Source organism: Stenotrophomonas sp. GD03777 (assembly GCF_029842485.1).
GTDB classification, from domain to species: domain Bacteria; phylum Pseudomonadota; class Gammaproteobacteria; order Xanthomonadales; family Xanthomonadaceae; genus Stenotrophomonas; species Stenotrophomonas sepilia.
Genome location: NZ_JAOCGL010000007.1, coordinates 1 through 23,334 on the forward strand (window position 1 = coordinate 1; position 23,334 = coordinate 23,334).

17 protein-coding genes and 1 riboswitch are annotated in these 23,334 nt (G+C 67.3%); of the genes, 7 read left to right on the forward strand and 10 right to left on the reverse strand.

Annotated features, from left to right (window positions below; genetic code table 11):
• Positions 1-129 precede the first annotated feature (129 nt).
• Both secA and N5E02_RS03165 read left to right on the forward strand, forming a co-directional pair.
• The gene (secA, locus tag N5E02_RS03160; protein ID WP_171956447.1) at positions 130-2,862 is read left to right on the forward strand and encodes a preprotein translocase subunit SecA; all 2,733 of its coding nucleotides are present in this window, start codon (positions 130-132) and stop codon (positions 2,860-2,862) included.
• A 101-nt stretch (positions 2,863-2,963) separates the two neighbouring features.
• On the forward strand, positions 2,964-3,917 hold the full coding sequence (locus N5E02_RS03165) for a Nudix family hydrolase (RefSeq protein ID WP_171956446.1): 954 nt from the start codon (positions 2,964-2,966) through the stop codon (positions 3,915-3,917).
• A gap of 85 nt (positions 3,918-4,002) precedes the next feature.
• On the opposite strand, the gene N5E02_RS03170 is transcribed toward N5E02_RS03165, so the two are convergent.
• The 3 genes from N5E02_RS03170 to N5E02_RS03180 form a co-directional block, all read right to left on the reverse strand.
• The gene (locus N5E02_RS03170; RefSeq protein WP_171956445.1) at positions 4,003-4,587 is read right to left on the reverse strand and encodes a DUF4124 domain-containing protein; all 585 of its coding nucleotides are present in this window, start codon (positions 4,585-4,587) and stop codon (positions 4,003-4,005) included.
• Between the two features lie 40 nt (positions 4,588-4,627).
• On the reverse strand, positions 4,628-5,455 hold the full coding sequence (gene metF / locus N5E02_RS03175; RefSeq protein ID WP_005415304.1) for a methylenetetrahydrofolate reductase [NAD(P)H]: 828 nt from the start codon (positions 5,453-5,455) through the stop codon (positions 4,628-4,630).
• A gap of 109 nt (positions 5,456-5,564) precedes the next feature.
• A complete protein-coding gene (locus N5E02_RS03180; protein WP_271162915.1) occupies positions 5,565-6,995 on the reverse strand; it encodes an amidohydrolase family protein in 1,431 nt (476 codons plus the stop codon).
• 212 nt (positions 6,996-7,207) lie between these two features.
• Here N5E02_RS03180 and N5E02_RS03185 point away from each other — a divergent pair, with 212 nt between their 5' ends.
• A complete protein-coding gene (locus N5E02_RS03185) occupies positions 7,208-7,765 on the forward strand; it encodes a DUF3228 family protein (RefSeq protein ID WP_053498826.1) in 558 nt (185 codons plus the stop codon).
• A gap of 75 nt (positions 7,766-7,840) precedes the next feature.
• Here N5E02_RS03185 and N5E02_RS03190 read toward each other — a convergent pair whose 3' ends face one another.
• From N5E02_RS03190 to ahcY, 5 genes are all read right to left on the reverse strand, one after another.
• Complete coding sequence (locus tag N5E02_RS03190) at positions 7,841-8,326, reverse strand: hypothetical protein (protein WP_279945818.1); 486 nt, start codon at positions 8,324-8,326, stop codon at positions 7,841-7,843.
• Positions 8,326-8,799, reverse strand: coding sequence for a Cys-tRNA(Pro) deacylase (gene ybaK / locus N5E02_RS03195; RefSeq protein ID WP_005415308.1), 474 nt, complete (start codon positions 8,797-8,799; stop codon positions 8,326-8,328). The genes N5E02_RS03190 and ybaK overlap by 1 nt, the downstream gene beginning before the upstream one ends.
• Positions 8,800-8,909: 110 nt before the next feature.
• The gene (locus N5E02_RS03200) at positions 8,910-10,250 is read right to left on the reverse strand and encodes a peptidoglycan-binding domain-containing protein (protein ID WP_279945819.1); all 1,341 of its coding nucleotides are present in this window, start codon (positions 10,248-10,250) and stop codon (positions 8,910-8,912) included.
• Positions 10,251-10,299: 49 nt separating this feature from the next.
• Entirely contained in the window at positions 10,300-11,055 is a 756-nt protein-coding gene (locus N5E02_RS03205) for a hypothetical protein (protein ID WP_235646206.1), read from the reverse strand.
• A gap of 292 nt (positions 11,056-11,347) precedes the next feature.
• Positions 11,348-12,793: an adenosylhomocysteinase gene (gene ahcY / locus N5E02_RS03210; protein WP_005415311.1), complete on the reverse strand. Its 1,446-nt coding sequence runs from the start codon at positions 12,791-12,793 to the stop codon at positions 11,348-11,350.
• Between the two features lie 36 nt (positions 12,794-12,829).
• A riboswitch (S-adenosyl-L-homocysteine riboswitch) is annotated at positions 12,830-12,913 on the reverse strand.
• A 120-nt stretch (positions 12,914-13,033) separates the two neighbouring features.
• Here ahcY and N5E02_RS03215 point away from each other — a divergent pair.
• Positions 13,034-15,550 carry a prolyl oligopeptidase family serine peptidase gene (locus tag N5E02_RS03215; RefSeq protein ID WP_032953936.1) on the forward strand — a complete coding sequence of 839 codons (2,517 nt, stop codon included), beginning with the start codon at positions 13,034-13,036 and terminating at the stop codon, positions 15,548-15,550.
• A gap of 237 nt (positions 15,551-15,787) precedes the next feature.
• Positions 15,788-18,499 carry a phosphoenolpyruvate carboxylase gene (gene ppc / locus N5E02_RS03220; protein WP_139726741.1) on the forward strand — a complete coding sequence of 904 codons (2,712 nt, stop codon included), beginning with the start codon at positions 15,788-15,790 and terminating at the stop codon, positions 18,497-18,499.
• An 88-nt stretch (positions 18,500-18,587) separates the two neighbouring features.
• Here ppc and N5E02_RS03225 read toward each other — a convergent pair whose 3' ends face one another.
• On the reverse strand, positions 18,588-19,094 hold the full coding sequence (locus tag N5E02_RS03225; RefSeq protein ID WP_005415314.1) for an acyl-CoA thioesterase: 507 nt from the start codon (positions 19,092-19,094) through the stop codon (positions 18,588-18,590).
• Between the two features lie 138 nt (positions 19,095-19,232).
• A complete protein-coding gene (gene metK / locus N5E02_RS03230) occupies positions 19,233-20,444 on the reverse strand; it encodes a methionine adenosyltransferase (protein WP_005408103.1) in 1,212 nt (403 codons plus the stop codon).
• A gap of 337 nt (positions 20,445-20,781) precedes the next feature.
• On the opposite strand from metK, the gene N5E02_RS03235 reads away from it, so the two are divergent.
• Entirely contained in the window at positions 20,782-22,497 is a 1,716-nt protein-coding gene (locus N5E02_RS03235) for a lysophospholipid acyltransferase family protein (RefSeq protein WP_065178748.1), read from the forward strand.
• Positions 22,494-23,294, forward strand: a complete 801-nt coding sequence (locus tag N5E02_RS03240; protein WP_279945820.1) for a UDP-2,3-diacylglucosamine diphosphatase — start codon at positions 22,494-22,496, stop codon at positions 23,292-23,294. The genes N5E02_RS03235 and N5E02_RS03240 overlap by 4 nt, the downstream gene beginning before the upstream one ends.
• Positions 23,295-23,334: the final 40 nt, after the last annotated feature.

A 23,334-nucleotide genomic window follows, 5' to 3' on the forward strand; every position in this document is an offset into this window, starting at 1 on the left:
CCCCTTGCGGCCGTCCCAAGCTACAATGGGTGTTGCCATCGACAGGGCGCCAGGCGCCCTGTTTCGTTTGCGGCGGACGGATCCCCAGGGGGAGGCCGGGCGTCGTGTCCATCCAACCCGGTTCCTTCAATGATCAACAGCCTGCTTACCCGCGTATTTGGCAGTCGTAACGAACGACAGCTGCGCCAGCTCAACCGCATCGTCGCCAAGATCAATGCGCTGGAGCCGGAGATCGAGAAGCTGTCCGACGAGCAGCTTCAGGCCAAGACGCCGGAGTTCAAGCAGCGCATTGCTGGCGGTGAAGCCCTGGACAAGGTGCTGCCGGAAGCGTTCGCGGTCTGCCGCGAAGCCGGTCGCCGCGTGCTGGGCATGCGCCACTACGACGTGCAGCTGATCGGCGGCATGGTGCTTCACCTGGGCAAGATCGCAGAAATGCGCACCGGTGAAGGCAAGACCCTGGTGGCGACCCTGCCGGTGTACCTCAACGCGCTGGAAGGCAAGGGCGTGCACGTGGTCACCGTGAACGACTACCTGGCCCGCCGCGACGCCGCGCAGATGGGCAAGCTGTACAACTGGCTGGGCCTGAGCGTGGGCGTGGTGTACCCGGGCATGCCGCACAGCGACAAGCGCGAAGCCTACGCTGCGGACATCACCTACGGCACCAACAACGAATTCGGTTTCGACTACCTGCGCGACAACATGGCGCTGTCCAAGGCCGACCGCTACCAGCGTGGCCTGCACTACGCCATCGTCGACGAAGTCGACTCCATCCTGATCGACGAAGCGCGCACCCCGCTGATCATCTCCGGTCCGGCCGATGATTCCCCGGAGCTGTACATCCGCGTCAACCGTGTCGTGCCGCACCTGGTCAAGCAGGAAGCGGAAGACGGCGAAGGCGATTTCTGGGTCGACGAGAAGGGCAAGCAGGTGCACCTGTCCGAAGCGGGCATGGAGCATGCCGAGCAGCTGCTGGTCGAGGCCGGCATCCTCGATGGCGAGACCGAAGGCCTGTACGCGGCGCAGAACCTGACCGTGGTGCACCACCTCAACGCCGCCCTGCGCGCGCACGCGATCTACCAGCGTGACGTTGACTACATCGTGCGCGATGGCGAAGTGGTCATCGTCGACGAATTCACCGGCCGTACCCTGGCCGGCCGCCGCTGGTCCGATGGCCTGCACCAGGCGGTGGAAGCGAAGGAAGGCGTGCCGGTGCAGCGCGAGAACCAGACGCTGGCGAGCATCACCTTCCAGAACCTGTTCCGCATGTACAAGAAGCTGTCCGGCATGACCGGTACGGCCGATACCGAAGCGTTCGAGTTCCAGAGCATCTATGGCCTGGAAGTGGTGGTGATCCCGACCAACCGCCCGACCATCCGCAAGGACAGCCCGGACCAGGTGTTCCTCAACCGCAAGGGCAAGTTCAATGCGGTGCTGGCCGACATCGAAGAGTGCGCCAAGCGCGGCCAGCCGGTGCTGGTGGGTACCACCTCGATCGAAACCTCGGAAATGCTGTCCGAGCACCTGAGCAAGGCCGGCGTGAAGCACGAAGTGCTCAACGCCAAGCAGCATGACCGCGAAGCCACCATCGTCGCCAACGCCGGCCGTCCGGGCGCGGTGACCATCGCCACCAACATGGCCGGCCGTGGTACCGACATCGTGCTGGGCGGTTCGCTGGAAGCCGAGATCCACGCCCTGGGCGAGGACGCGACCGACGAGCAGAAGGCGGCGGTCAAGGCCGAATGGCAGAAGCGCCACGAGGCAGTAAAGGCGGCCGGCGGCCTGCACATCGTCGGCACCGAGCGCCACGAATCGCGTCGTATCGACAACCAGCTGCGTGGCCGTTCGGGCCGCCAGGGTGACCCGGGTTCGTCCCGTTTCTACCTGTCGCTGGAAGACAACCTGATGCGCATCTTCGCCTCCGACTGGGTGCAGAAGGCCATGCGCATGATGGGCATGAAGGAAGACGACGTCATCGAGGACCGCCTGGTCAGCCGCCAGATCGAAAAGGCGCAGCGCAAGGTCGAGGCCCACAACTTCGACATCCGCAAGAACCTGCTGGACTTCGACGACGTCAACAACGATCAGCGCAAGGTGATCTACGCCCAGCGCGACGAGCTGCTGGACGCCGAATCGGTGAAGGACAACGTCGACGGCATCCGTGACGACGTGATCTTCGACATCGTTGCGCGCTTCGTGCCGCCGAACTCGATCGACGAGCAGTGGGACCTGCGTGGCCTGGAAGCGACCCTGGAGTCGGACTTCGGCCTGCAGATGTCGCTGACCGACCTGGTCAAGCAGCATGAGGAACTGGACGCCGAGGCCATCGCCAGCAAGGTCCAGGAGCGCGTCAACCAGCACTTCGCCGAGAAGGAAGCCAGCCTGGGCGAAGAGACCATGCGCGCGCTGGAGAAGCACGTGATGCTGACCGTGCTGGACCAGAGCTGGAAGGAGCACCTGGCGCGCATGGATTACCTGCGCCAGGGCATCTACCTGCGTGGTTACGCGCAGAAACAGCCCAAGCAGGAATACAAGAAGGAAGCCTTCGAGCTGTTCTCGGACATGCTGGAGAACGTCAAGCGCGAAGTGGTGACCCTGCTGGCCCGCGTGCGTATCCGCAGCGACGAGGAAGTGCAGGCCCTGGAGGCCGCCGAGCGGCAGCAGGCGCAGGCTCGCCTGAGCCAGTCGCAGTTCCAGCACCAGGATGCGGGCGGCTACAGTGCCGACGAGGAAGCCGCGCAGGTGCAGGCTGCGCAGCAGGGCGTCGCGCAGATGCAGCGCGACGAGCCGAAGATCGGCCGCAACGATCCGTGCCCGTGCGGCAGTGGCAAGAAGTACAAGCACTGCCACGGCCAGCTGAGCTGATCCCGAAGAGCCCCGCGAAAGCGGGGCTTTTCGTTTGTTGCGGGGGAGTTGCACCGGATCCGTGATTGCGCCGGCCGCACTGTTCTGGGCATGCTTCCCCCATGCCTTCCCCCACCCGATCGATCCACGTCGTGGCCGCCGTCATCACCGACGCCCGTGGCCGCGTGCTGCTCAACCGCCGTACCGAGAACCGCGACATGGCCGGCCTGTGGGAGTTCCCCGGCGGCAAGCGCGAATCCGGCGAGACCTCCGAACAGGCGCTGGCGCGTGAACTGCGCGAAGAGCTGGGCATCGAGGCCGATGTCGGGCCCTGGCTGATGGACGTGCCGCAGCGCTATCCGGACAAGCACCTGACCCTGGAAGTGCGCCATGTGCGCAGCTGGAAGGGCACCCCGCGCGGCCGCGAAGGCCAGGCGATCACCTGGGTGGCGCAGGACAAGCTGGGCCGCTATTCGATGCCGCCGGCCGACCTGCCGGTGGTGGCCGCACTGCGCCAACCGGACCGCTACCTGATCACGCCGGCGCCGGCTGACGATGCCAGCGACGTGCAGCACTGGCATGACTGCCTGCAGCGCGCGGTCGCGGCGGGCCAGCAGCGCATCCAGCTGCGCCTGCCACCGGAACACCCGCAACGGCAGGCAATGATCGAACAGGCCGTGCGCGCGCATCGTCGCGGCGTGCAATGGCTGGTCAACCGCGATGTCGCGCTGGCACGCGCACTGGGCGTGGGTGTGCACCTGGGCAGCGAGCAGCTGCAGGACCTGCAGGAACGGCCCTTGCCGGAAGGGCAGCTTGTCGCCGCGTCCTGCCACGACCTGGAGCAGCTGCAGGCGGCGCAGCGGCTGGGCTGCGACTTCGTGGTGCTCGGCCCGGTGCAGGCCACGGCCAGCCACCCCGGGGCAGTGCCGCTGGGCTGGGAGGCCTTCGCCGCGCTGCGCGCGCAGGTGTCGCTGCCGATCTACGCGTTGGGTGGGATGGTTGCCGGCCATATCGCCGAAGCCCGTCGCCACGGTGGGCAGGGTATCGCTGCGATTGGCGGGTTGTGGCCGGCGTAAAGCCGCGTCGGTCGCCGGGCATCGCCCGGTGCTGGCGTGGAAGGGAGGCAGTAGATCCACGCCATGCGTGGATGGATGCCTGCGATCACAACGTGATCCAGAAACACCCGTACTGCCGCCGTAATCCCACCACCGTCGAGGCACGCGCCACGCTGCCTGGCAGGGTCTGCTCCAGACGCAGTCCGACCGGATGGCGAACATCCGTCGGCTCAGGGGCGGATCCCTGCGCAGCAGGGCCCTGACCCTCGTCAGTCACTGCGTCCTGGCCCTGTCCTGGATACACCGGTACCACGTCTACCAGCGGCCGCCGCGCCAGCGATTCCAGTTGACCGAGGATGCGCTGCGCACCGGCATCGGAGACCGCGCCCCACAGGTACAGCGACGACAACCGGTTCACATCGTTGCTGAGGATGCCGATGCGCAGCGCGTCCACCAGCTCGCTAAGGCGCCGTGGGCAGCGCGCCCCCAGGGTGTCTCGCCGCAGGGTGCTGCCGGTGGGCGCGGGCGGTGGCAATCGTGATCGGGCGCCGACGCTGTCGCAGGGCCGGTCGGTATACACGCTCTGGCCCTGCGCATCGGTGCAGCGGTTCAAGCGCGTGGACTGCGCATGGACAACGCTCGATGCCGAGCACAATGACAGCAGCAACAGCAGGAAGGAAAGCCGGTTCATCGACGCAGGGTAGCGCCGATCGCGGTGGCATGGCGTGCTTTCAGCCGTGCAGCAGCTTCAGCACCGACGTGGTCGGCTTGGCCAGGTTCAGGGTGTAGAAGTGCAGGCCCGGCGCGCCGCCCTCGACCAGGCGCTGGCACAGCCTGGCGACCACTTCGGTACCGAACGCCCGCACCGATTCGGCGTCATCGCCATAGGCCTGCATCTTGCGGCTGATCCAGCGCGGGATCTCCGCACCGCACTGCTCGGAGAAACGGCGCAGCTGGCTGAAGTTGGCGATCGGCATGATGCCGGGCGTGATCGGTACCTGTACGCCGAGCCGGCGCACGGCATCGACGAAGTGGAAGTACGCATCCGGGTTGTAGAAATACTGGGTGATCGCCGCGTCGGCGCCGGCATCGATCTTGGCCTTGAAGTGCTTCAGGTCGGCCAATGCATCGGAGGCCTGTGGGTGGGTCTCCGGGTAGGCACCTACCTCGATGCGGAACGCATCGCCGTGTTCGGCGCGGATGAACTCGATCAGCTCGGCGGCATAGCGCATGTCGCCGGGGAAGCCCATGCCGGAGGGCAGGTCGCCGCGCAGCGCGACCAGGCGATGGCAGCCGATGGCGCGATACAGCTTGAGCAGTTCGCGGATTTCCTGGCGGGTGCCGCCGACACACGACAGATGCGGTGCGGCCTCGAAGCCATGGTGCTGGTTGAGATGGCGCACGGTCTCGGAGGTATAGCTCAGCGTCGAGCCACCAGCGCCGAAGGTACAGGACACGTACTCGGGGCCGTAGTCCTTCAGCTTGGCTGCGGCGCGATCGAGCTGGCTGCGCTGCTCGTCGGTCTTGGGCGGATAGAACTCGAAGCTGATGGCAGTCATGGCACGGGCGGCGGCGGCGGGTGTGGATCAGTATATCGCTTCATCAAGATGGATGTGCGCGAATATGTGGAAGCGTGGCCGCTGCCGGGCGCTCGCGCGGGACAGGCTGCTACAGCTCAGCGCTGACCGGGCTGGTGATGAAGCCCCACAGCAGGCGCGCCATCACCGCCGGCGAGCGTGCCTGTGCACGGGCGTACGCCCACAGTGCGTCCAGGCGCGGGCGGTCGTACAAGTGCCCGGCCAACAGCACGGCGTGGATGCGGCGCGTGTTGCCGGTGTCCAGCAGCGGATCGCCATCGAGCAACACCAGGTCGGCGGCCCGGCCGACCTCGACGCTGCCATGCGATGCCTGCAGCTGCAGATGACGCGCGGCCTGCAGCGTGGCCGCACGCAGCACGTCGGCCTGGCTCAGCCCCGCCTGCCGCAGCCACTGCAGTTCGTCGTGGTAACGCAGTCCACCCAGTCCGGTATCGGTGCCGACCAGTACGGTCACGCCAGCCCGATGGGCGGCGCCGGTGAGCGCCAGGCCATGGGTGAAGTAGGCCTTCAGCGCCTGTTCGCCGCGCGCGCCGGGATAGCGCGCCACGGTGGCCTTCAGATCGTCGCGCCATGCCCAGCGCGAGAGCGGATCCAGGTAGGCCAGGCGCGGGTCGTCGACGAACGCCGGATCGCGCGCGCGTGCATCCTCTTCGCGGGTGACATGGGTCGGTACGAACGCCGCACCGCTGGCCTGCATCAGGTCGAACGCCTGGGCGCAGAGGGCGGGCTGGTAGTCACCCACCATGGCTTCGGCGAGCGCGGTCGGGTTCCCGTCATCGAGCGAGCCTTCGCGCCAGGCGGCGGCACTGTCCACGCAATGGCGCACGAACAGATGGCCGTGCTCGAAGCTGCGCTGGCCCGCGTGCAATGCGGCTTCCAGCGGGACCGCCCTGGGCAGGTGTCCGACCAGGGGCAGATGCAGCTGCCGCGCTTCGCTGGCCAGCCGCTGGTAGGTCTCGGCGCGAAGGCGGTTGTAGACCTTGAACGCATCGACGCCGCGTGCGCGGTACGCGTGTGCACGTTCGCCCGCTGCATCCGGCGTCAGCGCCGGGTCTTCAAAATAGAAGCTGGCGATCTGTACGAAGCGCGGTGCAACCTGCTGCCCGGCAATGGCCTGCGCGGTCCAGCGGCGCTTGTCGGCCACGCAGGCGATCAGCGGATCGGTGGCCTGTGGGCAGTCCATCATGTCGCGGGTACCGGTGATGCCGTTGGCCAGCATCAACGGAAACTGCAGTTGCGGTGACAGCTGCAGTGCATGGGTGTGCATGTCCCAGAAACCGGGCAGCAGCCAGCGTCCGCCCGCATCGAGAACCGGCAACGTGGTCTCCGGCGGGTCTTCACCGATGGCGGTGATGGTGCCGTTGCGCACGGTCACCGTGGTGGGTTCGCTGGCCTGGCCGCGGGCGATGTCCACCACGCGTGCGTTGACGATCACGTGACTGTTGCCGGGGTGGGGCAGCGGTGGTGCAGACAGCGGCCAGAGCAGGGCGGCGGTGAACAACAGGGGGGGCCAGCAGGAGCACGGCCAGCACGCGCGGCCAGCGGCGACGACGGGCGGAGCGGGGTAGTGCATCCATGAACCGGCAATCCTTGCATGGGGTCGCCTGCAGGGTGCGCCAACATGGGTGCCGATGCCAGTGACCATCGGCATCCCGCCCTCCATGCCGCGTGGGCAGGTACCCTGTGCAGCGGATTCCCTGATCACGCCGCGCCATGTCCATCGTTCTCACCGATTTCGCCCGTCCCCGCCTGTTCCCGCGCGTACCGCGTGGCAACACGATCCAGGACTGCACTGCCGAACAGTTCGAAGCGCACCTCAACGCGCACGCGCCGATGAAGGTACTGGACGGCTATGCGCCGTTCTGCAAACTGTTCGTCTACGAGAACTGGACCAGCACGCGCTGCCTGACCGTGCCGATCACCGAGGCCAACCGCCATCTGCTGCGCAGTGGTTACGAGGCACGCAATCGCGACGAACTGCCGGTGCTGGTGCGCTGGTTCGAGGGCGTGGAGTCGCCGCGTGCGAACTATCTGGTGGTGATCCTGTACAGCGCCGAGCAGCTGGCGAAGGAAGGCTCGCCGATCGAGGCCGACTGGGGCATCGTCGGCTGTATCTATACCGCCGAGCCGGAAGAGGTGCCGATGGCGCCGATCACGATGATGCGCAATGCGCTGGGCGTGGAAGAGGGCGGTTCCGGCGTGCCGTTGGACCGCGAGGCCTACCGGCGTTCTGTCGAGTTCTGGGAGAGCAACGCGAACTGGCGGCCGTGAGCGATATTGGTCATCCACGCATCGCGTGAGTGTACGGACCGCAGTAGAGCCACGCCATGCTTGGCTGCCTGGCCTTCAGGCAGCTTTCCATTCCCACCACGGGTAGTGGTACTCGCGGTCGATGGCCTGCCAATGCTGGCCGCAGTGCATGCAGGCAACGTTGTGGCAATCGCCCCAACCATCCTCGGCCTCCTGCAACGCGAGCAGCTGCATCTGCCCTTGTTCAATCAGGCGGCGCGGATCGAAGAACGGGTAGCCGGGATTGAGCGCGCACAGGCAGCCTGCGTGCGCCTGCCAGTGACGCAGCCGTTTCAGGGCCGCCTCCAGATGCGCCTGGTTGCTGATCAGCATGCCGCCGAGGGTGATGCCGTGGCAGCTGCGTTCAATCAGGTCCACATGCGCGGCCAATGCGTCCAGCGACGGTGCACTGAACAGTCGTGCGACGATGCGGGCGGCGTCGGTGATGCGCGTCGCGTCGCGCGACAGCAGGTCCTGCAGCAGCACATCGGCCTGCGCGTCTTCCAGCCTGGGCGGCTGCGCCGCAGACCACGGCCAGCGCATCAGCGTGCCTTGCCGATGGCAGCGTAGTGGCCGGCGGTCAGGCGCAGCAGGTCGGCCGGCGCCAGTTCCACTTCCAGGCCACGGCGGCCGGCGCTGACGTGCAGCGTGGGCAACACCTGCGCGCTGGCATCCAGGAACGTGCGCAGGCGCTTCTTCTGCCCCAGCGGGCTGATGCCGCCGACCAGGTAACCGGTCGCACGCTGCGCGGCGTCGGCGGCGGCCATCTCGCACTTCTTGCAGCCGGCCGCTTCGGCCAGCGCCTTCAGGTCCAGGTGGCCGGCCACCGGCACGATCGCCACCAGCAGTTCATGTGCTTCAGTGCTTGCCAGCAGGGTCTTGAAGACCTGGGCCGGGTCGAGGCCGAGCTTGTCGACGGCTTCGCCGCCATACGATTCGGCGTGGGCGTCGTGCACATAGCTGCGCACGGTGTGGGCGATCTTCTCGCGCTTGAGCAGGTTGATGGCCGGGGTCATGGACGCATCCTAGCGCGGGGCAGGGGCGTTGCCTTGACCGAGACTCGCGCGTCAACGCAGAACGGGCGCCCGAAGGCGCCCGTCCCGGCTGCGATCGGCTGCATCCAGCATCAGCGCGACATCGACTGCTGCGTCTGCATCTGTTCCTGGGTCTGTCGCTGCGACAGTTCGTTGTCCAGGGCCTGGCTCTGCCGCGTGCTGTCCTGCAGATTGTGGTTCACCGCCTGCGACAGGTCCACGTAGGTGCGATGCATGGCGGGATCGCCGAGCTGGCCCTGCACCGCGAACATGCCCTGGTTGTCCGGCCGCGCCAGCACAGTATCGACCTGGCTCATGCCGGCCAACTTTGCCTCGTAAGCCACCTGGCCTGCGGCGTTCTCGAGCTGGCTGCGGTCATTGAACAGCGGCGACAGGCCGCCCTGGCGCCGCTGTTCTTCCAGTGCTTCCAGCTTTTCCACGACCTGCTGGTAACGCGGGTTGTCGGCGTGGCCCGGGGAGGCCATGGTCGGTTCGGCAGCCGGTGCGCGCTGCTGCGTAGCCGCATCCAGTGCGGCCAGGGTAGTGCCGCCAGCCTTGCCGTCTACGGTGAGGTGGTGATCCCGCTGGAACTGCTTGACCGCTTCCAGGGTGCCGGGGCCGAAATCGCCATCGGCCACCAGCGGCTTGCCGTCCTTGCCCAGATAGCCCAGGTCGGACAGCTTCTGCTGCATGGCCTGCACCTCATCTCCCTTGCTGCCGTTGACCAGCACGCCGTTGCCCGCAGGCGTGCCCGGTGACCCGTGCGAGGGAGCATGGGTGGGGGTGATGCCGATCTGGACCATGGCCCGGTCGAAGCGCTCATCGCGGCTGGCTACGGCGGCCTGCGACTGGATGCCGTATTTGGTGGCATCGACGAAGTTCTGCACGTCGCCGCGCGTCGGCGGATTGCCGGCCTGGACCGTGCCGCCCTGCAGCTTTTCCGCATTGCCGGCCAGATAGCTGATGAACTGCGGGCCCATGCTGCCGAACTGGTTGTCATAGTCCGCCATGGCCAACTGCAACTCCGGGTTGGCGGCGATGGCATCGGCCGCGGCCGGATTGGTTGCACGCACCTTGGCGATGGCCTGATCGACACGCTCGATGGCGCTGTCCAGCTTGGCGTTGGTGAGCTCGTCCATCCTGGCCTGCGGAATGGCCTGCAACTTGGCGTCGAGCGCCGCCAGCTGCTGGGTGCTCAATCCGCCCTGCTGGGACAACAGTGCGATGTCACCATCGGTGAAGCCGTTGTCGCGCAGGAAGCGCCTGGCCTGCGGATTGCCGCCGACATCGAACTGCACCAGCCCGAACGAATAGGTGCTTGCGCCCTTCTGTGCGTATGAGAAGTGGTCCAGGTGGCGGGTGTCGCCGCCCAGCTCGGTGTTGAGGAACAGCGTGGACAGCTGTTCGCGCGTAAGGGTGGAATCCGTTGCCATGGTCATCGTCCTTCAATGAGAGAAAAGCGCCGGGCGTGCCCGGCGATTGTCAGCCGGCGCAGTGCTGCTGGGTGAAGCCGAGCAGCTGGCGGATAGCCTGGGTGCCGTAAGCAGCCGGCGCCGGTTCGAGGGCGAACTGGCCAACCATCTGGTTGCTGCACAGCTGTACGGTGCGCCTGCCGGCGGAGGTTTCCTGGGTGCAGTTGGCTGCGAGCAGGGCGTTGGCGCCGCCGCCCATGTTCGTGGCGGCCGTGCAGCCCAGCAGGCGGCCTTCCTGGCCGTTCTCACCCAGCAGCGCGTTGAAGTTAGCCAGCTGGCTGTTGGGATCGCGCAACACCAGCAGGTCCACGCACTGCTGCTGGCCGTCAGGGGCTTCGCATGCATCCTGATCGACCAGGCCGTCACGCGTAGCGGACAGCACGTTGAGGCGATCGGCGTACACCTGCCGCAGGCACTGTGCATCGGTGCACAGGTCGCGGGTGTGCTCCTGCCAGCGCTGCTGTTCGGCGTGCAGCTTGCTCTGCCCTGCTGCATCGAGCGTGGCCTGTGCGGCAGTGACCGCCTTGCCCATGTCCGCATCCAGGCCGGTCAGGGTCGGGTCCTTGCAGACCAGGGTCTGTGCCGGCGACGCTGCATCGGCGCAACCAGCGCTTGTGTCGGCAACCGTGGCGGGCGCGTCGGCGGCCTTGCCTGCGGGGCTGGCCTGTCCGCTGGCCGCAGCCGGAGCCGTAGCGCCGGCGTCGCCGGCAGGTGGGGTGCAGGCGGCCAGCAGGGCCACCCAGCACAGGGTCATCAGGGGCTTCATGGCCCGGTTCAGTCGTTCACGGTTGCGCGGCATGTCCTGTCCTTTGGTTTCTGCGTCCCGGCGCATGGCCTGCCGTTGGCAGCCCACGCGGGCGTAAAGCCTAGCAAGCAGCTTCTTAGTGCTCCGTGACAGGGTGCGCGGATCAGTTGCCGGGTGCCGCAACGCAGAACGGGCGCCCGAAGGCGCCCGTCCTGTCTGCATCCGTTGCCGGGGTCAGAGCCCTTTCATGCGGAAAGGGATCCGACCCCGCGTACGCCGGTAGTGCCGGCCGCTGGCCGGCACCCCATAGGCATCAGTAGCGGTAGTGGTCCGGCTTGAACGGGCCTTCCACCGGCACGCCGATGTAGTCGGCCTGGTCCTGGGTCAGGGTGGTCAGCTTCACGCCGATCTTCTCCAGATGCAGGCGGGCCACTTCTTCGTCCAGCTTCTTCGGCAGCAGGTAGACCTTCTTCTCGTAGCTGTCCTTGTTCGCCCACAGGTCGATCTGTGCCAGGGTCTGGTTGGCGAAGCTGTTGGACATCACGAAGCTCGGGTGGCCGGTGGCGCAGCCCAGGTTCACCAGGCGGCCTTCGGCCAGCAGGAAGATCGCGTTGCCGTTCGGGAAGATGTACTTGTCCACCTGCGGCTTGATGTTGACGTGCTTGATGCCCGGGTAGGACACCAGTGCGTCGACCTGGATCTCGTTGTCGAAGTGGCCGATGTTGCAGACGATGGCCTGGTCCTTCATCGCGCTCAGGTGCTCGATGCGGATGATGTCGCGGTTGCCGGTGGTGGTGACGTACAGGTCGGCACGGCCCAGGGTCGATTCGATGGTGTTGACTTCATAGCCTTCCATCGCCGCCTGCAGGGCGCAGATCGGGTCGATCTCGGTGACGATCACGCGCGCGCCGTAGGCACGCAGCGAGGCCGCGCAGCCCTTGCCGACGTCGCCGTAGCCGCAGACCACGGCCACCTTGCCGGCCAGCATCACGTCCATCGCGCGCTTCAGGCCGTCGGCCAGCGACTCGCGGCAGCCGTACAGGTTGTCGAACTTGCTCTTGGTGACCGAGTCGTTGACGTTGATCGCTGGGATCAGCAGGGTGCCGGCCTGGGCCAGCTGGTACAGGCGGTGCACGCCGGTGGTGGTCTCTTCGGAAACGCCCTTCCAGTCCTTGACCACGCGGCCCCAGTAACCCGGGCGCTCCTTGGCCACGCGCTTGAGCAGGTTCTTGATGACCTGTTCTTCGTGCGAGGCGGACGCGGTGTTGACCCAGTCGCTGCCGTTTTCCAGCTCGTAGCCCTTGTGGATCAGGAGGGTCACGTCACCGCCGTCGTCGACCACCAGTTCCGGGCCGGTCAGGGTGCCGTCGGCCAGGGTGAAGGTCAGCGCGTCCAGGGTGCAGTCCCAGTACTCTTCCAGGGTCTCGCCCTTCCAGGCGAACACCGGGGTGCCGGTGGCGGCGATGGCGGCAGCCGCGTGGTCCTGGGTCGAGAAGATGTTGCACGAGGCCCAGCGCACATCGGCGCCGATGTCCTTCAGGGTCTCGATCAGCACTGCGGTCTGGATGGTCATGTGCAGCGAGCCGGTCACGCGCACGCCCTTCAGCGGCAGCTCGGCCTGGTACTTGCGGCGGATCGACATCAGGCCCGGCATTTCGTGCTCGGCGATGTCCAGTTCCTTGCGGCCCCAGTCGGCCAGCGTGATATCGCGGATCTTGTAATCACCTTCGGTGGAGAAGGTCTTGGCAACAGCGTTCATTCGTGTGCTCCGGTTGTGGGCGAGCGGATGCTCGCATCTAGCCGGGCGCCGTTGTTACAAAGCCACCTTACCGAGCCTGGCCGGGCCTCGTGGGATCCGGTCGCAGCGCCCCTCGGCAGGGGAGAACCCCCATTATATCGCGGCCCCAGCGTGACATCGGCATGACCCAACCATCGGCAGATGGGGCCACGTGCACGGCCTGTTAAGGTCGGAGTTTTCACGCATCACACAGGTGGAACGATGAGCATGCACGCGCGCCGCACACGGCGCTGGACCGGCCTGGTCCTGTCGATGGGGCTGCTGGCGGTGGCCCCGCTGGCCTGGGCGGCCGCCTCGCAGCCAGCTCCGGCGCAGGCGCAGGGCGTCAATGGCTACGAACTGCCATCGGCCGCACTGCAGGCAGTGGTCGACGCCCCGCGCGCGCCGTCGCTGTTCCTGTCGCCGCGCCGCGACGTGGCCGCGATGATGCAGATGCCGTCGCTGCCGTCGATCCAGGTGGTGGCGCAGCCGGAACTGAAGCTGGCCGGCCTGCGCATCAACCCGCGCACGTTCTCCGACAGCCGCTTCAGCTTCGGTGAGAAGCTGTGGCTGATGAACGTGGCCGATGGCAAGGAGCGGCAGATCAGTGGCCTGCCGGCCACGCTGTCGATCGCCAGTGTGATGTGGTCGCCGGACCAGAAGTGGCTGGCCTTCAACCAGGTCGACGCCGCCAGCGGCGCCAATGAACTGTGGCTGGTGGATGTGGCCGGTGGCAGCGCCCGCCGCCTGGTTGCCGGCTTGAACACGGTGATCGGCAGCGGCTACCAGTGGCTGCCGGACAGCCGCGGGCTGGTGGTGTTCACCCGCCCGGCCAACCTGGGGCCGGCCCCGGCCGCCGACGGCGTCCCGACCGGCCCTGCCGTGCAGCAGACCAGCCAGGGCGGCGGCGTAGTGTCGATCCGTACCTATCAGGACCTGCTGAAGAACGAAGCCGACGCTCGCCAGTTCGATTACTACGCGACTACCCAGCCGATGGAAGTCGGCCTGGATGGCAGTACCCGCGCGATCGGTGCGGCCGGCATCTTCATGGGCTTCTCGGTGTCGCCTGACGGCCGCTTCGTGCTGCGCCAGCCGGTGCAGCGTCCGTACTCCTACGTGGTGCCGGTAAGCAGTTTTCCGCGCCGCATTGAAGTGATCGAGCGTGCCACCGGCAAGCTGGTGCATACCGTGGCGGTGCGCCCGCTGGTGGAAGGCCTGCCGACCGGCAACGATGCCGAAGTGACCGGCGTGCGCGACATCAGCTGGCGCGGTGATGCCGATGCCACCCTGGTCTGGGCCGAAGCGCAGGACGGTGGTGATCCGAACCGGGAAGCCAAGGTGCGCGATGCGGTGCTGATGCAGGCTGCGCCGTTCGACAAGCCGCCGGTGACCCTGGCCCAGCTTGGCAGCCGCCTGAGCGGCATCAACTGGGGCCGTGGCGACCTGGCCCTGCTGACCGAGTCGTGGTGGAAGACCCGCAGGACCAGGACCTGGCTGATCGCCCCGGACAACGCCGGTGCCGAGCCGCGCCTGCTGTGGGATCGTGACGCGCAGGACCGTTATGCCGATCCGGGGCGGCCGCTGCTGGCCAGCGATGAACGTGGTCGCTCGCTGCTGCAGACCAGCCCGGAAGGCAGCAGCCTGTACCTGGCCGGTGCCGGCGCTTCGCCGGAAGGCGACCGCCCGTTCGTGGACCGCTTCGACATCGCCACGGGCAAGGCGACGCGCCTGTTCCATTCGCAGGCGCCGAGCTATTCGCTGCCGGTGGCATTGCTGGACAACCAGGGCAATTCGCTGCTGCTGAGCCGCGAGAGCCCGGACGAACCGGCCAACTTCTACGTGCAGTCGCTGGCCGATGCCGGTGCCGCACCGCGCGCGCTGACCCGTTTCGCCCATCCGCTGCCGCAGCTGAAGGGCGTGCAGAAGGAGCAGATCCGTTACCAGCGCAAGGATGGCGTCGACCTGACCGCGACACTGCTGCTGCCGCCGGGCTACGATCCCAAGCGCGACGGCCCGCGCCCGCTGCTGATGTGGGCCTACCCGGGCGAGTTCAAGAGCGCGGCCGCGGCCAGCCAGGTGACCGATTCGCCGTACCGCTTCAACGCGGTCAGCTACTGGGGCCCGCAGGCGTTCCTGGCCAAGGGCTATGTGGTGCTGGCCAGCCCGTCGATGCCGATCATCGGCGAGGGTGACAAGGAGCCGAACGACACCTACATCGAACAGCTGGTGGCCAATGCGCAGGCGGCGGTGGATGAAGTGGTGCGCCGAGGCGTGACCGATCGCGATCACATCGCCATCGGTGGCCACTCCTATGGTGCGTTCATGACGGCCAACCTGCTGGCACACACCCGCCTGTTCAAGGCCGGCATCGCGCGCAGCGGTGCATACAACCGCACGCTTACTCCGTTCGGTTTCCAGGCCGAGGAGCGCAACTACTGGCAGGCGCAGGACGTCTACCAGAAGATGGCGCCGTTCAATTACGCCGACAGGATCAAGGATCCGATCCTGTTCATCCACGGCGTGGACGACAACAACTCCGGCACGTTCCCGATCCAGAGCGAGCGCATGTTCGCCGCGGTGAAGGGCCTGGGTGGCACCGCGCGGCTGGTGATGCTGCCCAACGAATCGCATGCTTACCGGGCACGCGAATCGATCATGACCATGCTGGCCGAAAGCGAGCGCTGGCTGGAGCAGACCATCGGCCCGGCCGAGCAGGGCAAGGCGAAGAAGAAGCGCTGATACCTGCATGAGGGCGGCCCCTGTAACAGGGGCCGCCTGTGCGGCTGCGCCGCCGCCCGAGCGTGGGCTCGGGCGCTACACGGTGTCGCGCGCCACGACGCTTGTAGAGCCGAGCCCATGCTCGGCTGCGTCCGCCAGGGATGCGTGCAGATGAAACCATTTTTGCATCGCAGCACGCTGCCCGTTCTGGTTTAGGCTTGGGGTCTGGATCCGTTGACCGAGGCCTGTGCGTCGCCGATGAACGAGTACCGCAGCAGCATCGAGTTTGCTTCCCCCGATCTTCCGCTTCGCGATGACGTGCGCCGGCTCGGCGCACTGGTCGGTGACCTGCTGGTCGAGCAGGTATCGGCGGCCTTCCTCGACGAGGTCGAGGACGTGCGCACCCGCGCCATCGCCCGTCGCGAGAACCAGGCGCCGCTGTCGGAGCTGGCCGAAGGGCTGGCCGGGCGCACGCCGCAGCAGGCCGAGACCATGGTGCGGGCCTTCAGCACCTACTTCCAGGTGGTCAACATTGCCGAGCGCGTGCATCGCATCCGCCGCCGCCGTGACTACCAGCGTGCCGGTACCGCAGGGGCGCAGCCCGACGGCCTGCAGGATGCGCTGCAGCACCTGAAGGCGCAGGGCGTGGGCCTGGACGAGCTGGCGCAGTGGCTGCCGCGCATCGACATCGAACCGGTGTTTACCGCGCACCCGACCGAAGCGGTGCGCCGTGCGCTGCTGGAGAAAGAGCAGCTGATGGTGGCCAGCCTGGTCGACAACCTCGACGGCCAGCGCACGCCGGGGGAAGCGGCCGCCGATGCTGCGCGCTTCCGCATGGCGCTGACCGCGTCGTGGCAGACCACTGATTCCTCGCCGGTGCGGCCCACCGTCGATGACGAGCGCGAGCACGTCGGCTTCTATCTGGTGCAGGTGCTGTACCGCGTGATTCCGGTGCTGTACGAATCGCTGCAGCAGGCGCTGCGCGATACCTATGGGGAAGAGCTGCCACTGCCGCGCCTGCTGCGCTTCGGTACGTGGGTGGGCGGGGACATGGACGGCAATCCGAACGTGGATGCCCACACCATCCGCACTACGCTGGATGCGCAGCGGCAGGCGGTACTGGCGCGCTATCAGAAGGAACTGCTGCAGCTGGCCAGCCTGCTCAGCCAGTCCACCGAGCGGGTGGGCGTGAGCGATGCGCTGCAGGCGCGCGTGGCGCACTACCAGCAGCTGCTGCCGCAGGTACAGTCGCGCCCGCGCCATGCCGACATGCCCTACCGCCTGCTCAACGATCGCATGCGCGCGCGCCTGCAGGCCACGCTGGAAGACGGCGAGGGCGCTTACGCCGGCCCGGATGAACTGATCGACGACCTGCAGCTGATCCTCGACAGTTTGCGCGCCAATCGCGGCGAGCACGCTGGCGGCTTCGCCGTGCAGCGGCTGTTGTGGCGGGTGAAGACGTTCGGCTTCCATCTGGCGCGGTTGGACGTGCGTCAGGAATCGAGCGTGCATGCGCGCGCGCTGGCGGCGGTGCTGGGCGGCGACCCGGCGTGGGAGGGCCTGGATGCCTTGGGCCGCGCGCGCCTGCTGGCACCGCATGCCAGTGGCGAGGTGCCGTTGCCGAAAGGCGACGACGAAGGCAACCGGCGGCTGGACGCCGTGTTCGCTGCATTGGCCGATGCCCGTGCGCGGCATGGCGGCGATGCACTGGGCAGTTACATCATTTCGATGGCGCACGACCGCAGCGACGTGCTGGCGGTGCTGGCGCTGGCGCGGCGTGGTGGCCTGGTCGATGCCGATGGCGGCGTGCCGCTCGATATCGCGCCGCTGTTTGAAACTGTGGACGACCTCAAGCGCGGCACCGCCACGCTGCGCGACCTGCTGGAGGATCCGGTGTACCGCGCGCACCTGCGTGCACGCGATGATGTTCAGATGGTGATGCTGGGCTATTCGGACAGCAGCAAGGATGGTGGCATTGCTGCTTCGCGTTGGGGCCTTCAGCGCGCGCAGGTGGAACTGCTGGAGGTGGCGGCCGAGGCCGGCATCCGCCTGACCTTCTTCCATGGCCGGGGCGGCTCGATCAGCCGTGGTGGTGGCAAGACCACCCACGCCGTGGATGCGTCGCCACGCGGCAGCATCGATGGCCGCCTGCGGGTGACCGAGCAGGGCGAGGTGATCCATCGCAAGTACGGCATCCGCGCGCTGGCCCTGCGCTCGCTGGAGCAGGCTACCGGTGCAGTGCTGCGCGCCAGCCTGCGCCCGCGTGCCGCCGAACCGCGCGAGGATGCGTGGCGGCCGGTGATGGATGCGGTGGCTGCGGCCAGCAGCGAGGTGTATCGCGGGTTCGTTGGCCAGGCCGGTTTCATGGATTATTTCCGTACCGCCACGCCGATCGACGTGATCGAGCGGATGACGCTGGGCTCGCGGCCGTCGCGCCGGCTCGGCCAGGACGCAGCGCTGGGCAACCTGCGTGCGATTCCCTGGGTGTTCGCCTGGAGCCAGGCGCGTGCGGTGATTCCCGGCTGGTACGGCGTGGGCAGTGGCCTGCAGGCCGCGGTCGATGCCGGCCACGAACAGACCCTGCGCGATATGGCGCGGGACTGGCCGTTCTTCCGTACCTTCCTGGATGACATCGCGATGGTGCTGTCCAAGGGCGATATCACCATCGCCGAGCAGTTCTCGCTGTTGTCGGGTGAACTGCATGGGCGCTTCTTCCCGCAGGTGCAGCGCGAACTGGAGCTCACCCGGCGCTGGCTGCTGGCGTTGATGGACCAGAAGACGCTGCTGGACCACGACGCGCGGCTGGCGCTGTCGATCCGCCTGCGCAATCCCTACGTCGATCCGATCAGCGTGCTGCAGGTGGAACTGCTGCAGCGCTGGCGGGCCAGCGGGCGCGAGGATGACGATCTGCTGCGCGCGCTGGTGGCGTGCGTGAACGGCGTTTCGCAGGGCGTGCAGAACACAGGGTGACCTGGCGTTGGTAGTGCCGGCCGCTGGCCGGCAACCTCATGATGTTTGGCAGCACGCGCGAGGTTGCCGGCCAGCGGCCGGCACTACCTCATTCTTCCGGCGACGGCGGGTTCGACGCCAGCAGTTCCAGGTGGCGCTGTTCCATTTCCTGGCGCAGCTGGCGGCGGATCTGTGCTGCGGCCTGGCGGCGCTTTTCGTCGGACGTTGCCGGCTGCAAGGGCGGGACAGGCGTCGGCCGGCCTTCTTCATCCACTGCGACCATCGTGAAGAAGCAGCTGTTGGCGTGGCGCACGCTGCGCTTGAGGATGTCCTCAGCCACCACCTTGATGCCGATCTCCATCGATGAGGTGCCGGTGTAGTTCACCGAGGCCAGGAAGGTGACCAGCTCGCCCACCGCGATGGGCTGGCGGAACATCACCTGGTCCACCGACAGGGTGACCACGTAGCTGCCGGCATAGCGGCTGGCGCAGGCGTAGGCCACCTGGTCAAGCAGGCGCAGGATGGCGCCACCATGGACCTTGCCGGAGAAATTGGCCATTTCCGGTGACATCAGCACGGTCATGGACAGCTGGTGGGTTTTCAGTTCGGTCGACATGCGGCGATTGTATCGGCAACCGGTCGTGCCGGACGCTGGCCGGCAACCACGCGGTTGTTTCCGGAGGCCATGAAAAAGCCGGCCAGCGGCCGGCTCTACCAGAAGCAGAAGGGCCGCTTGCGCGGCCCTTCGTGTTGCTTACTTCAGCTTCGCATCGGCGCGCAGGGCGGCGGCGCGGTCGGTCTTCTCCCAGGAGAAGGCCGTGGCGTTGACGGTCTCGCCTTCGCCGTTGAGGTAGCTGAACTCCTTCGGCTTGCGGCCGAAGTGGCCATAGGCCGCGGTCTGCTGGTACATCGGGTGGATCAGGTCCAGCATCTTGATGATGCCGTACGGGCGCAGGTCGAAGTGCTTGCGGATCAGCTTCTCGATCTTGTCGTCGCTGATCTTGCCGGTGCCGAAGGTGGTGACCGAGATCGAGGTCGGCTCAGCCACGCCGATGGCGTAGGAGACCTGCACTTCGCAACGGTCGGCCAGGCCGGCGGCAACCACGTTCTTGGCGACGTAGCGGGCCGCGTAGGCGGCCGAACGGTCGACCTTGGACGGGTCCTTGCCGGAGAACGCGCCACCGCCGTGACGGGCCCAGCCGCCGTAGGTGTCGACGATGATCTTGCGGCCGGTCAGGCCGCAGTCGCCCACCGGGCCGCCGATCTCGAACTTGCCGGTCGGGTTGATGTGGAACTTGGTGCCCTTGTGCAGCCACTTGGCCGGCAGCACCGGCTTGATGATCTCTTCGCGGACGGCCTCGATGAGGTCCTTCTGCTTGATGCCCGGGGCGTGCTGGGTCGACAGGACCACGGCGTCGATGGCCGAGACCACGCCGTTTTCATAGCGCAGGGTGACCTGGCTCTTGGCGTCCGGGCGCAGCCACGACAGCGGCGAGTTCTTCTTCTTGCGGATCTTGGCCTGCTGCTCGACCAGGCGGTGCGACAGGTGGATCGCGGCCGGCATGTAGCTGTCGGTCTCGTTGGTGGCATAGCCGAACATCAGGCCCTGGTCGCCAGCGCCCATTTCTTCCGGCTTCTTGCGGTCCACGCCCTGGGCGATGTGCGGCGACTGCTTGCCGATCAGGTTCAGCACGCCGCAGGTGGCGCCGTCGAAGCCGACGTCGGAGCTGTCGTAGCCGATGTCCGTGATGACCTTGCGGGTCAGCGCTTCCAGGTCGATCCAGGCGCTGGTGGTGATTTCACCGGCCACGATGGCAACGCCGGTCTTGACCATGGTCTCGCAGGCCACGCGGGCGCGCTGGTCCTGGGTCAGGATCGCGTCCAGCACCGCATCGGAGATCTGGTCGGCAACCTTGTCCGGATGGCCTTCGGAGACCGACTCGGAGGTGAAGAGATAGCTGGACATCAGGCGTAATATCCCTTGATTCGGATGGAAAGATGGGCGCGCATGATACACGGGGTGCGCCGCCTGTGCATTGTGAACCGGTACCGGTTGCCGGTGGTTAAGCCCGCGTAGGCCCGGCAGGGGCCGTCACGACGGGATTGGGGGCCAGCCTCGAGGCCCAGTGTTCCACCAGCGTGACAACAACAGACGGGGCTGCCCAACCCCCGACCGCGCAGGCCGCGACCCGGCCGTCAAGGGGGCCGGCCGTCATCGTTCTGCCCCGAAACCGCCATCTGGCTGCCGCCTGCCGGGTGCAGGCTGTCGGCCAATCCGGCCGCCGGGCATCAGTGGATCCGCCATGCAGGAACTCGAACAGCGTCTCCAGCAACGTTTCCCCGATTGGTTCCATGGCCGTCGCGGCCAATTGGCGCGGCCGTTGCTGCGCAGCGTCGGCCGCTGGTCGCGCCTGGACCAGATCGAAGCCTTCCTGCAGCGCAGCTCAGGCCTGCGCGGCTTCGGTTTCGTCGCCGCCGGCCTGGAGTTCATCGGCGGCCAGTACCAGGTGGATCCGGCCGCGCTGGCGAAGATTCCGGCCACCGGCCGCCTGCTGATCGTCGCCAACCACCCTTCCGGGGCTCTGGACGCATTGGCCTTGCTGGACGCGGTCGGCCGTATCCGCCGCGATGTGCGGATCGTGGCCAACGACCTTCTGGGGGCGATCGCGCCGCTGCAGGATCTGCTGTTGCCGGTGCGCATCCTGGGCGGCAAGGCGCAGCGCGGCAGCCTGCATGCGGTGGAGCAGGCGTTGGCCGCCGAGCAGTGCGTGATCGTGTTCCCGGCTGGCGAGGTCTCGCGCCTGTCGCTGCGCGGCATCCGCGATGGCCGCTGGCAGCGGGGATTTGTCCGCTTTGCCCGCGCGGCCGGCGCGCCGGTGCTGCCGGTGCGGGTGGAAGCGCGCAACTCGGCACTGTTCTATGGCGCCTCGACCCTGTTCAAGCCGGCCGGTACCGCGCTGCTGGCGCGCGAGATGTTCACTCGTCGTGGCCGCCCACTGCGGCTGAGCATCGGCGAGCCGATGCGGCTGGGCGACGGCGGCGATCCGGGTGCCCAACTGCTGGCGGTACGCCGCGCACTCTATGCGCTGGGCCGCAATGGCGCGGCCGGCAATGCCGCTGCCTGCGCAGGCCCTGAGCCGCTGGCCGCTCCGGTGCCACCTTCGCAGGTCGCCGCTGGCATCGCAGCCGCCACCCAGCTGGGCCAGACCGCCGACGGCAAGCAGATCCTGCTGGCCACCTGCACTGCCGATTCGCCACTGCTGCTGGAACTGGGCCGCCTGCGCGAACTGACCTTCCGCCAGGTGGGTGAGGGCACCGGCCGCAGCCGTGACCTCGACAACTACGACCCGCAGTACGAGCACATCGTGATCTGGGACGCCGCCGCGCAGCGCATCGCTGGCGCGTACCGGATCATGCGTGGTGCCCACGCGTTGGCCCGGCACGGCCTGTCCGGCCTCTACAGTGCGTCGTTGTTCCGCTATTCCGACGACGCCATCAGCCACATCGCCGAAGGCCTGGAACTGGGCCGCAGCTTCGTGGTGCCCGACTACTGGGGCAGCCGCAGCCTGGATTACCTGTGGCAGGGCATCGGTGCCTACCTGCAGTGCCGGCCGGGGATCCGCTACCTGTTCGGCGCGGTGTCGATCAGTGCGGCGCTGCCGCGCGATGCGCGCGAGCAGCTGGTGGCGTACTACCAGCGCTATTACAGCGGCACCGCCGGCATGGCCGAATCGAACCGGCCGTTCCAGTACTTCGCCGCACCGCCCAGTTTCGGTGAGCTGGATGCAGGCGCCGCGTTCGACGTGCTCAAGGCCAACCTGGCTGCACTCGGTACCGGCGTACCCACGCTGTATCGCCAGTACACCGATCTGTGCGAACCGGGCGGCGCGCGCTTCCTCGCCTTCGGGGTGGATCCGGACTTCAGCGATTCGATCGACGGCCTGATCGAGGTGGATCTGTGTGCGATCCGGCCGAACAAGCGCAAACGTTACCTGCGCGACGCGGGGACGCCGGCATGAACACGCTGGCGAACCTGTCGCCGCACCGGCGCGCAGTGTTCGTCTCCGACGTGCACCTGGGATCACGTCACTGCCATGCCACCGAGCTGGCGCGCTTTCTCTCGCAGCTGCGCTGTGAACGGCTGTACCTGGTCGGCGACATCATCGACCTGTGGTGGATGGCGCACCGCCGTGCCAACTGGCGGCAGTCGCACAGCGAGGTCATCCAGGCGCTGCACGCATTGCGTCGCGCTGGCACCGAGATCATCTACATCCCCGGCAACCACGATGCATCGCTGCGCCAGGTGTGCGGGCTGATGCTGCCGGCGATGCAGGTGCGCCGCCGCGCCATCCACGTGACCGCCGATGGCCGCCGGCTGCTGGTCGCGCACGGCGACGACTACGACGGCGTGACCCACTTTGGCGGCCTGCAGGAAAAGTTCGGTGACTGGCTGTATTACCGCATCCTCACCGGCAACCAGGCATTGAACGCGGTGCGCCGCCAGCTTGGCATGCGCTACTGGTCGCTATCGGAGTTCCTGAAGAAGCGCAGTGGTGCGGCTGAACGCTACATCGAGCGTTTCGTGCAGGCCGGCCTGGACGACGTGCGCCGGCGCGGCCTGGACGGCATCGTCTGCGGGCATATCCACCGCGCCGCGCTGGTCGAACGCGATGGCCTGGTCTATGCCAACGATGGGGATTGGGTGGAAAGCCTGACCGCGCTGGTCGAAGACCACGACGGCGCGCTGCGCCTGCTGGACCACAACGGCCAGACGCTGGTGGAGCTGCCGGGCGCGCGGTTGTCGCAGGCGGCATAGCCCGCGTGTGTCCCGCTGTAGAGCCGAGTCCATGCTCGGC

Excerpts from the sequence above, each read along its gene's own strand:
- N5E02_RS03205 (WP_235646206.1), bottom strand. The coding sequence starts at position 11,055 with ATGAAGCCCCTGATGACCCTGTGCTGGGTGGCCCTGCTGGCCGCCTGC.
- N5E02_RS03200 (WP_279945819.1), bottom strand. The coding sequence starts at position 10,250 with ATGGCAACGGATTCCACCCTTACGCGCGAACAGCTGTCCACGCTGTTC.
- ppc (WP_139726741.1), top strand. The coding sequence starts at position 15,788 with ATGAACGAGTACCGCAGCAGCATCGAGTTTGCTTCCCCCGATCTTCCG.
- secA (WP_171956447.1), top strand. The coding sequence starts at position 130 with ATGATCAACAGCCTGCTTACCCGCGTATTTGGCAGTCGTAACGAACGA.
- N5E02_RS03235 (WP_065178748.1), top strand. The coding sequence starts at position 20,782 with ATGCAGGAACTCGAACAGCGTCTCCAGCAACGTTTCCCCGATTGGTTC.
- N5E02_RS03170 (WP_171956445.1), bottom strand. The coding sequence starts at position 4,587 with ATGAACCGGCTTTCCTTCCTGCTGTTGCTGCTGTCATTGTGCTCGGCA.
- metF (WP_005415304.1), bottom strand. The coding sequence starts at position 5,455 with ATGACTGCCATCAGCTTCGAGTTCTATCCGCCCAAGACCGACGAGCAG.
- N5E02_RS03165 (WP_171956446.1), top strand. The coding sequence starts at position 2,964 with ATGCCTTCCCCCACCCGATCGATCCACGTCGTGGCCGCCGTCATCACC.
- ybaK (WP_005415308.1), bottom strand. The coding sequence starts at position 8,799 with ATGACCCCGGCCATCAACCTGCTCAAGCGCGAGAAGATCGCCCACACC.
- N5E02_RS03185 (WP_053498826.1), top strand. The coding sequence starts at position 7,208 with ATGTCCATCGTTCTCACCGATTTCGCCCGTCCCCGCCTGTTCCCGCGC.
- N5E02_RS03240 (WP_279945820.1), top strand. The coding sequence starts at position 22,494 with ATGAACACGCTGGCGAACCTGTCGCCGCACCGGCGCGCAGTGTTCGTC.
- metK (WP_005408103.1), bottom strand. The coding sequence starts at position 20,444 with ATGTCCAGCTATCTCTTCACCTCCGAGTCGGTCTCCGAAGGCCATCCG.
- N5E02_RS03225 (WP_005415314.1), bottom strand. The coding sequence starts at position 19,094 with ATGTCGACCGAACTGAAAACCCACCAGCTGTCCATGACCGTGCTGATG.
- N5E02_RS03215 (WP_032953936.1), top strand. The coding sequence starts at position 13,034 with ATGAGCATGCACGCGCGCCGCACACGGCGCTGGACCGGCCTGGTCCTG.
- ahcY (WP_005415311.1), bottom strand. The coding sequence starts at position 12,793 with ATGAACGCTGTTGCCAAGACCTTCTCCACCGAAGGTGATTACAAGATC.
- N5E02_RS03190 (WP_279945818.1), bottom strand. The coding sequence starts at position 8,326 with ATGCGCTGGCCGTGGTCTGCGGCGCAGCCGCCCAGGCTGGAAGACGCG.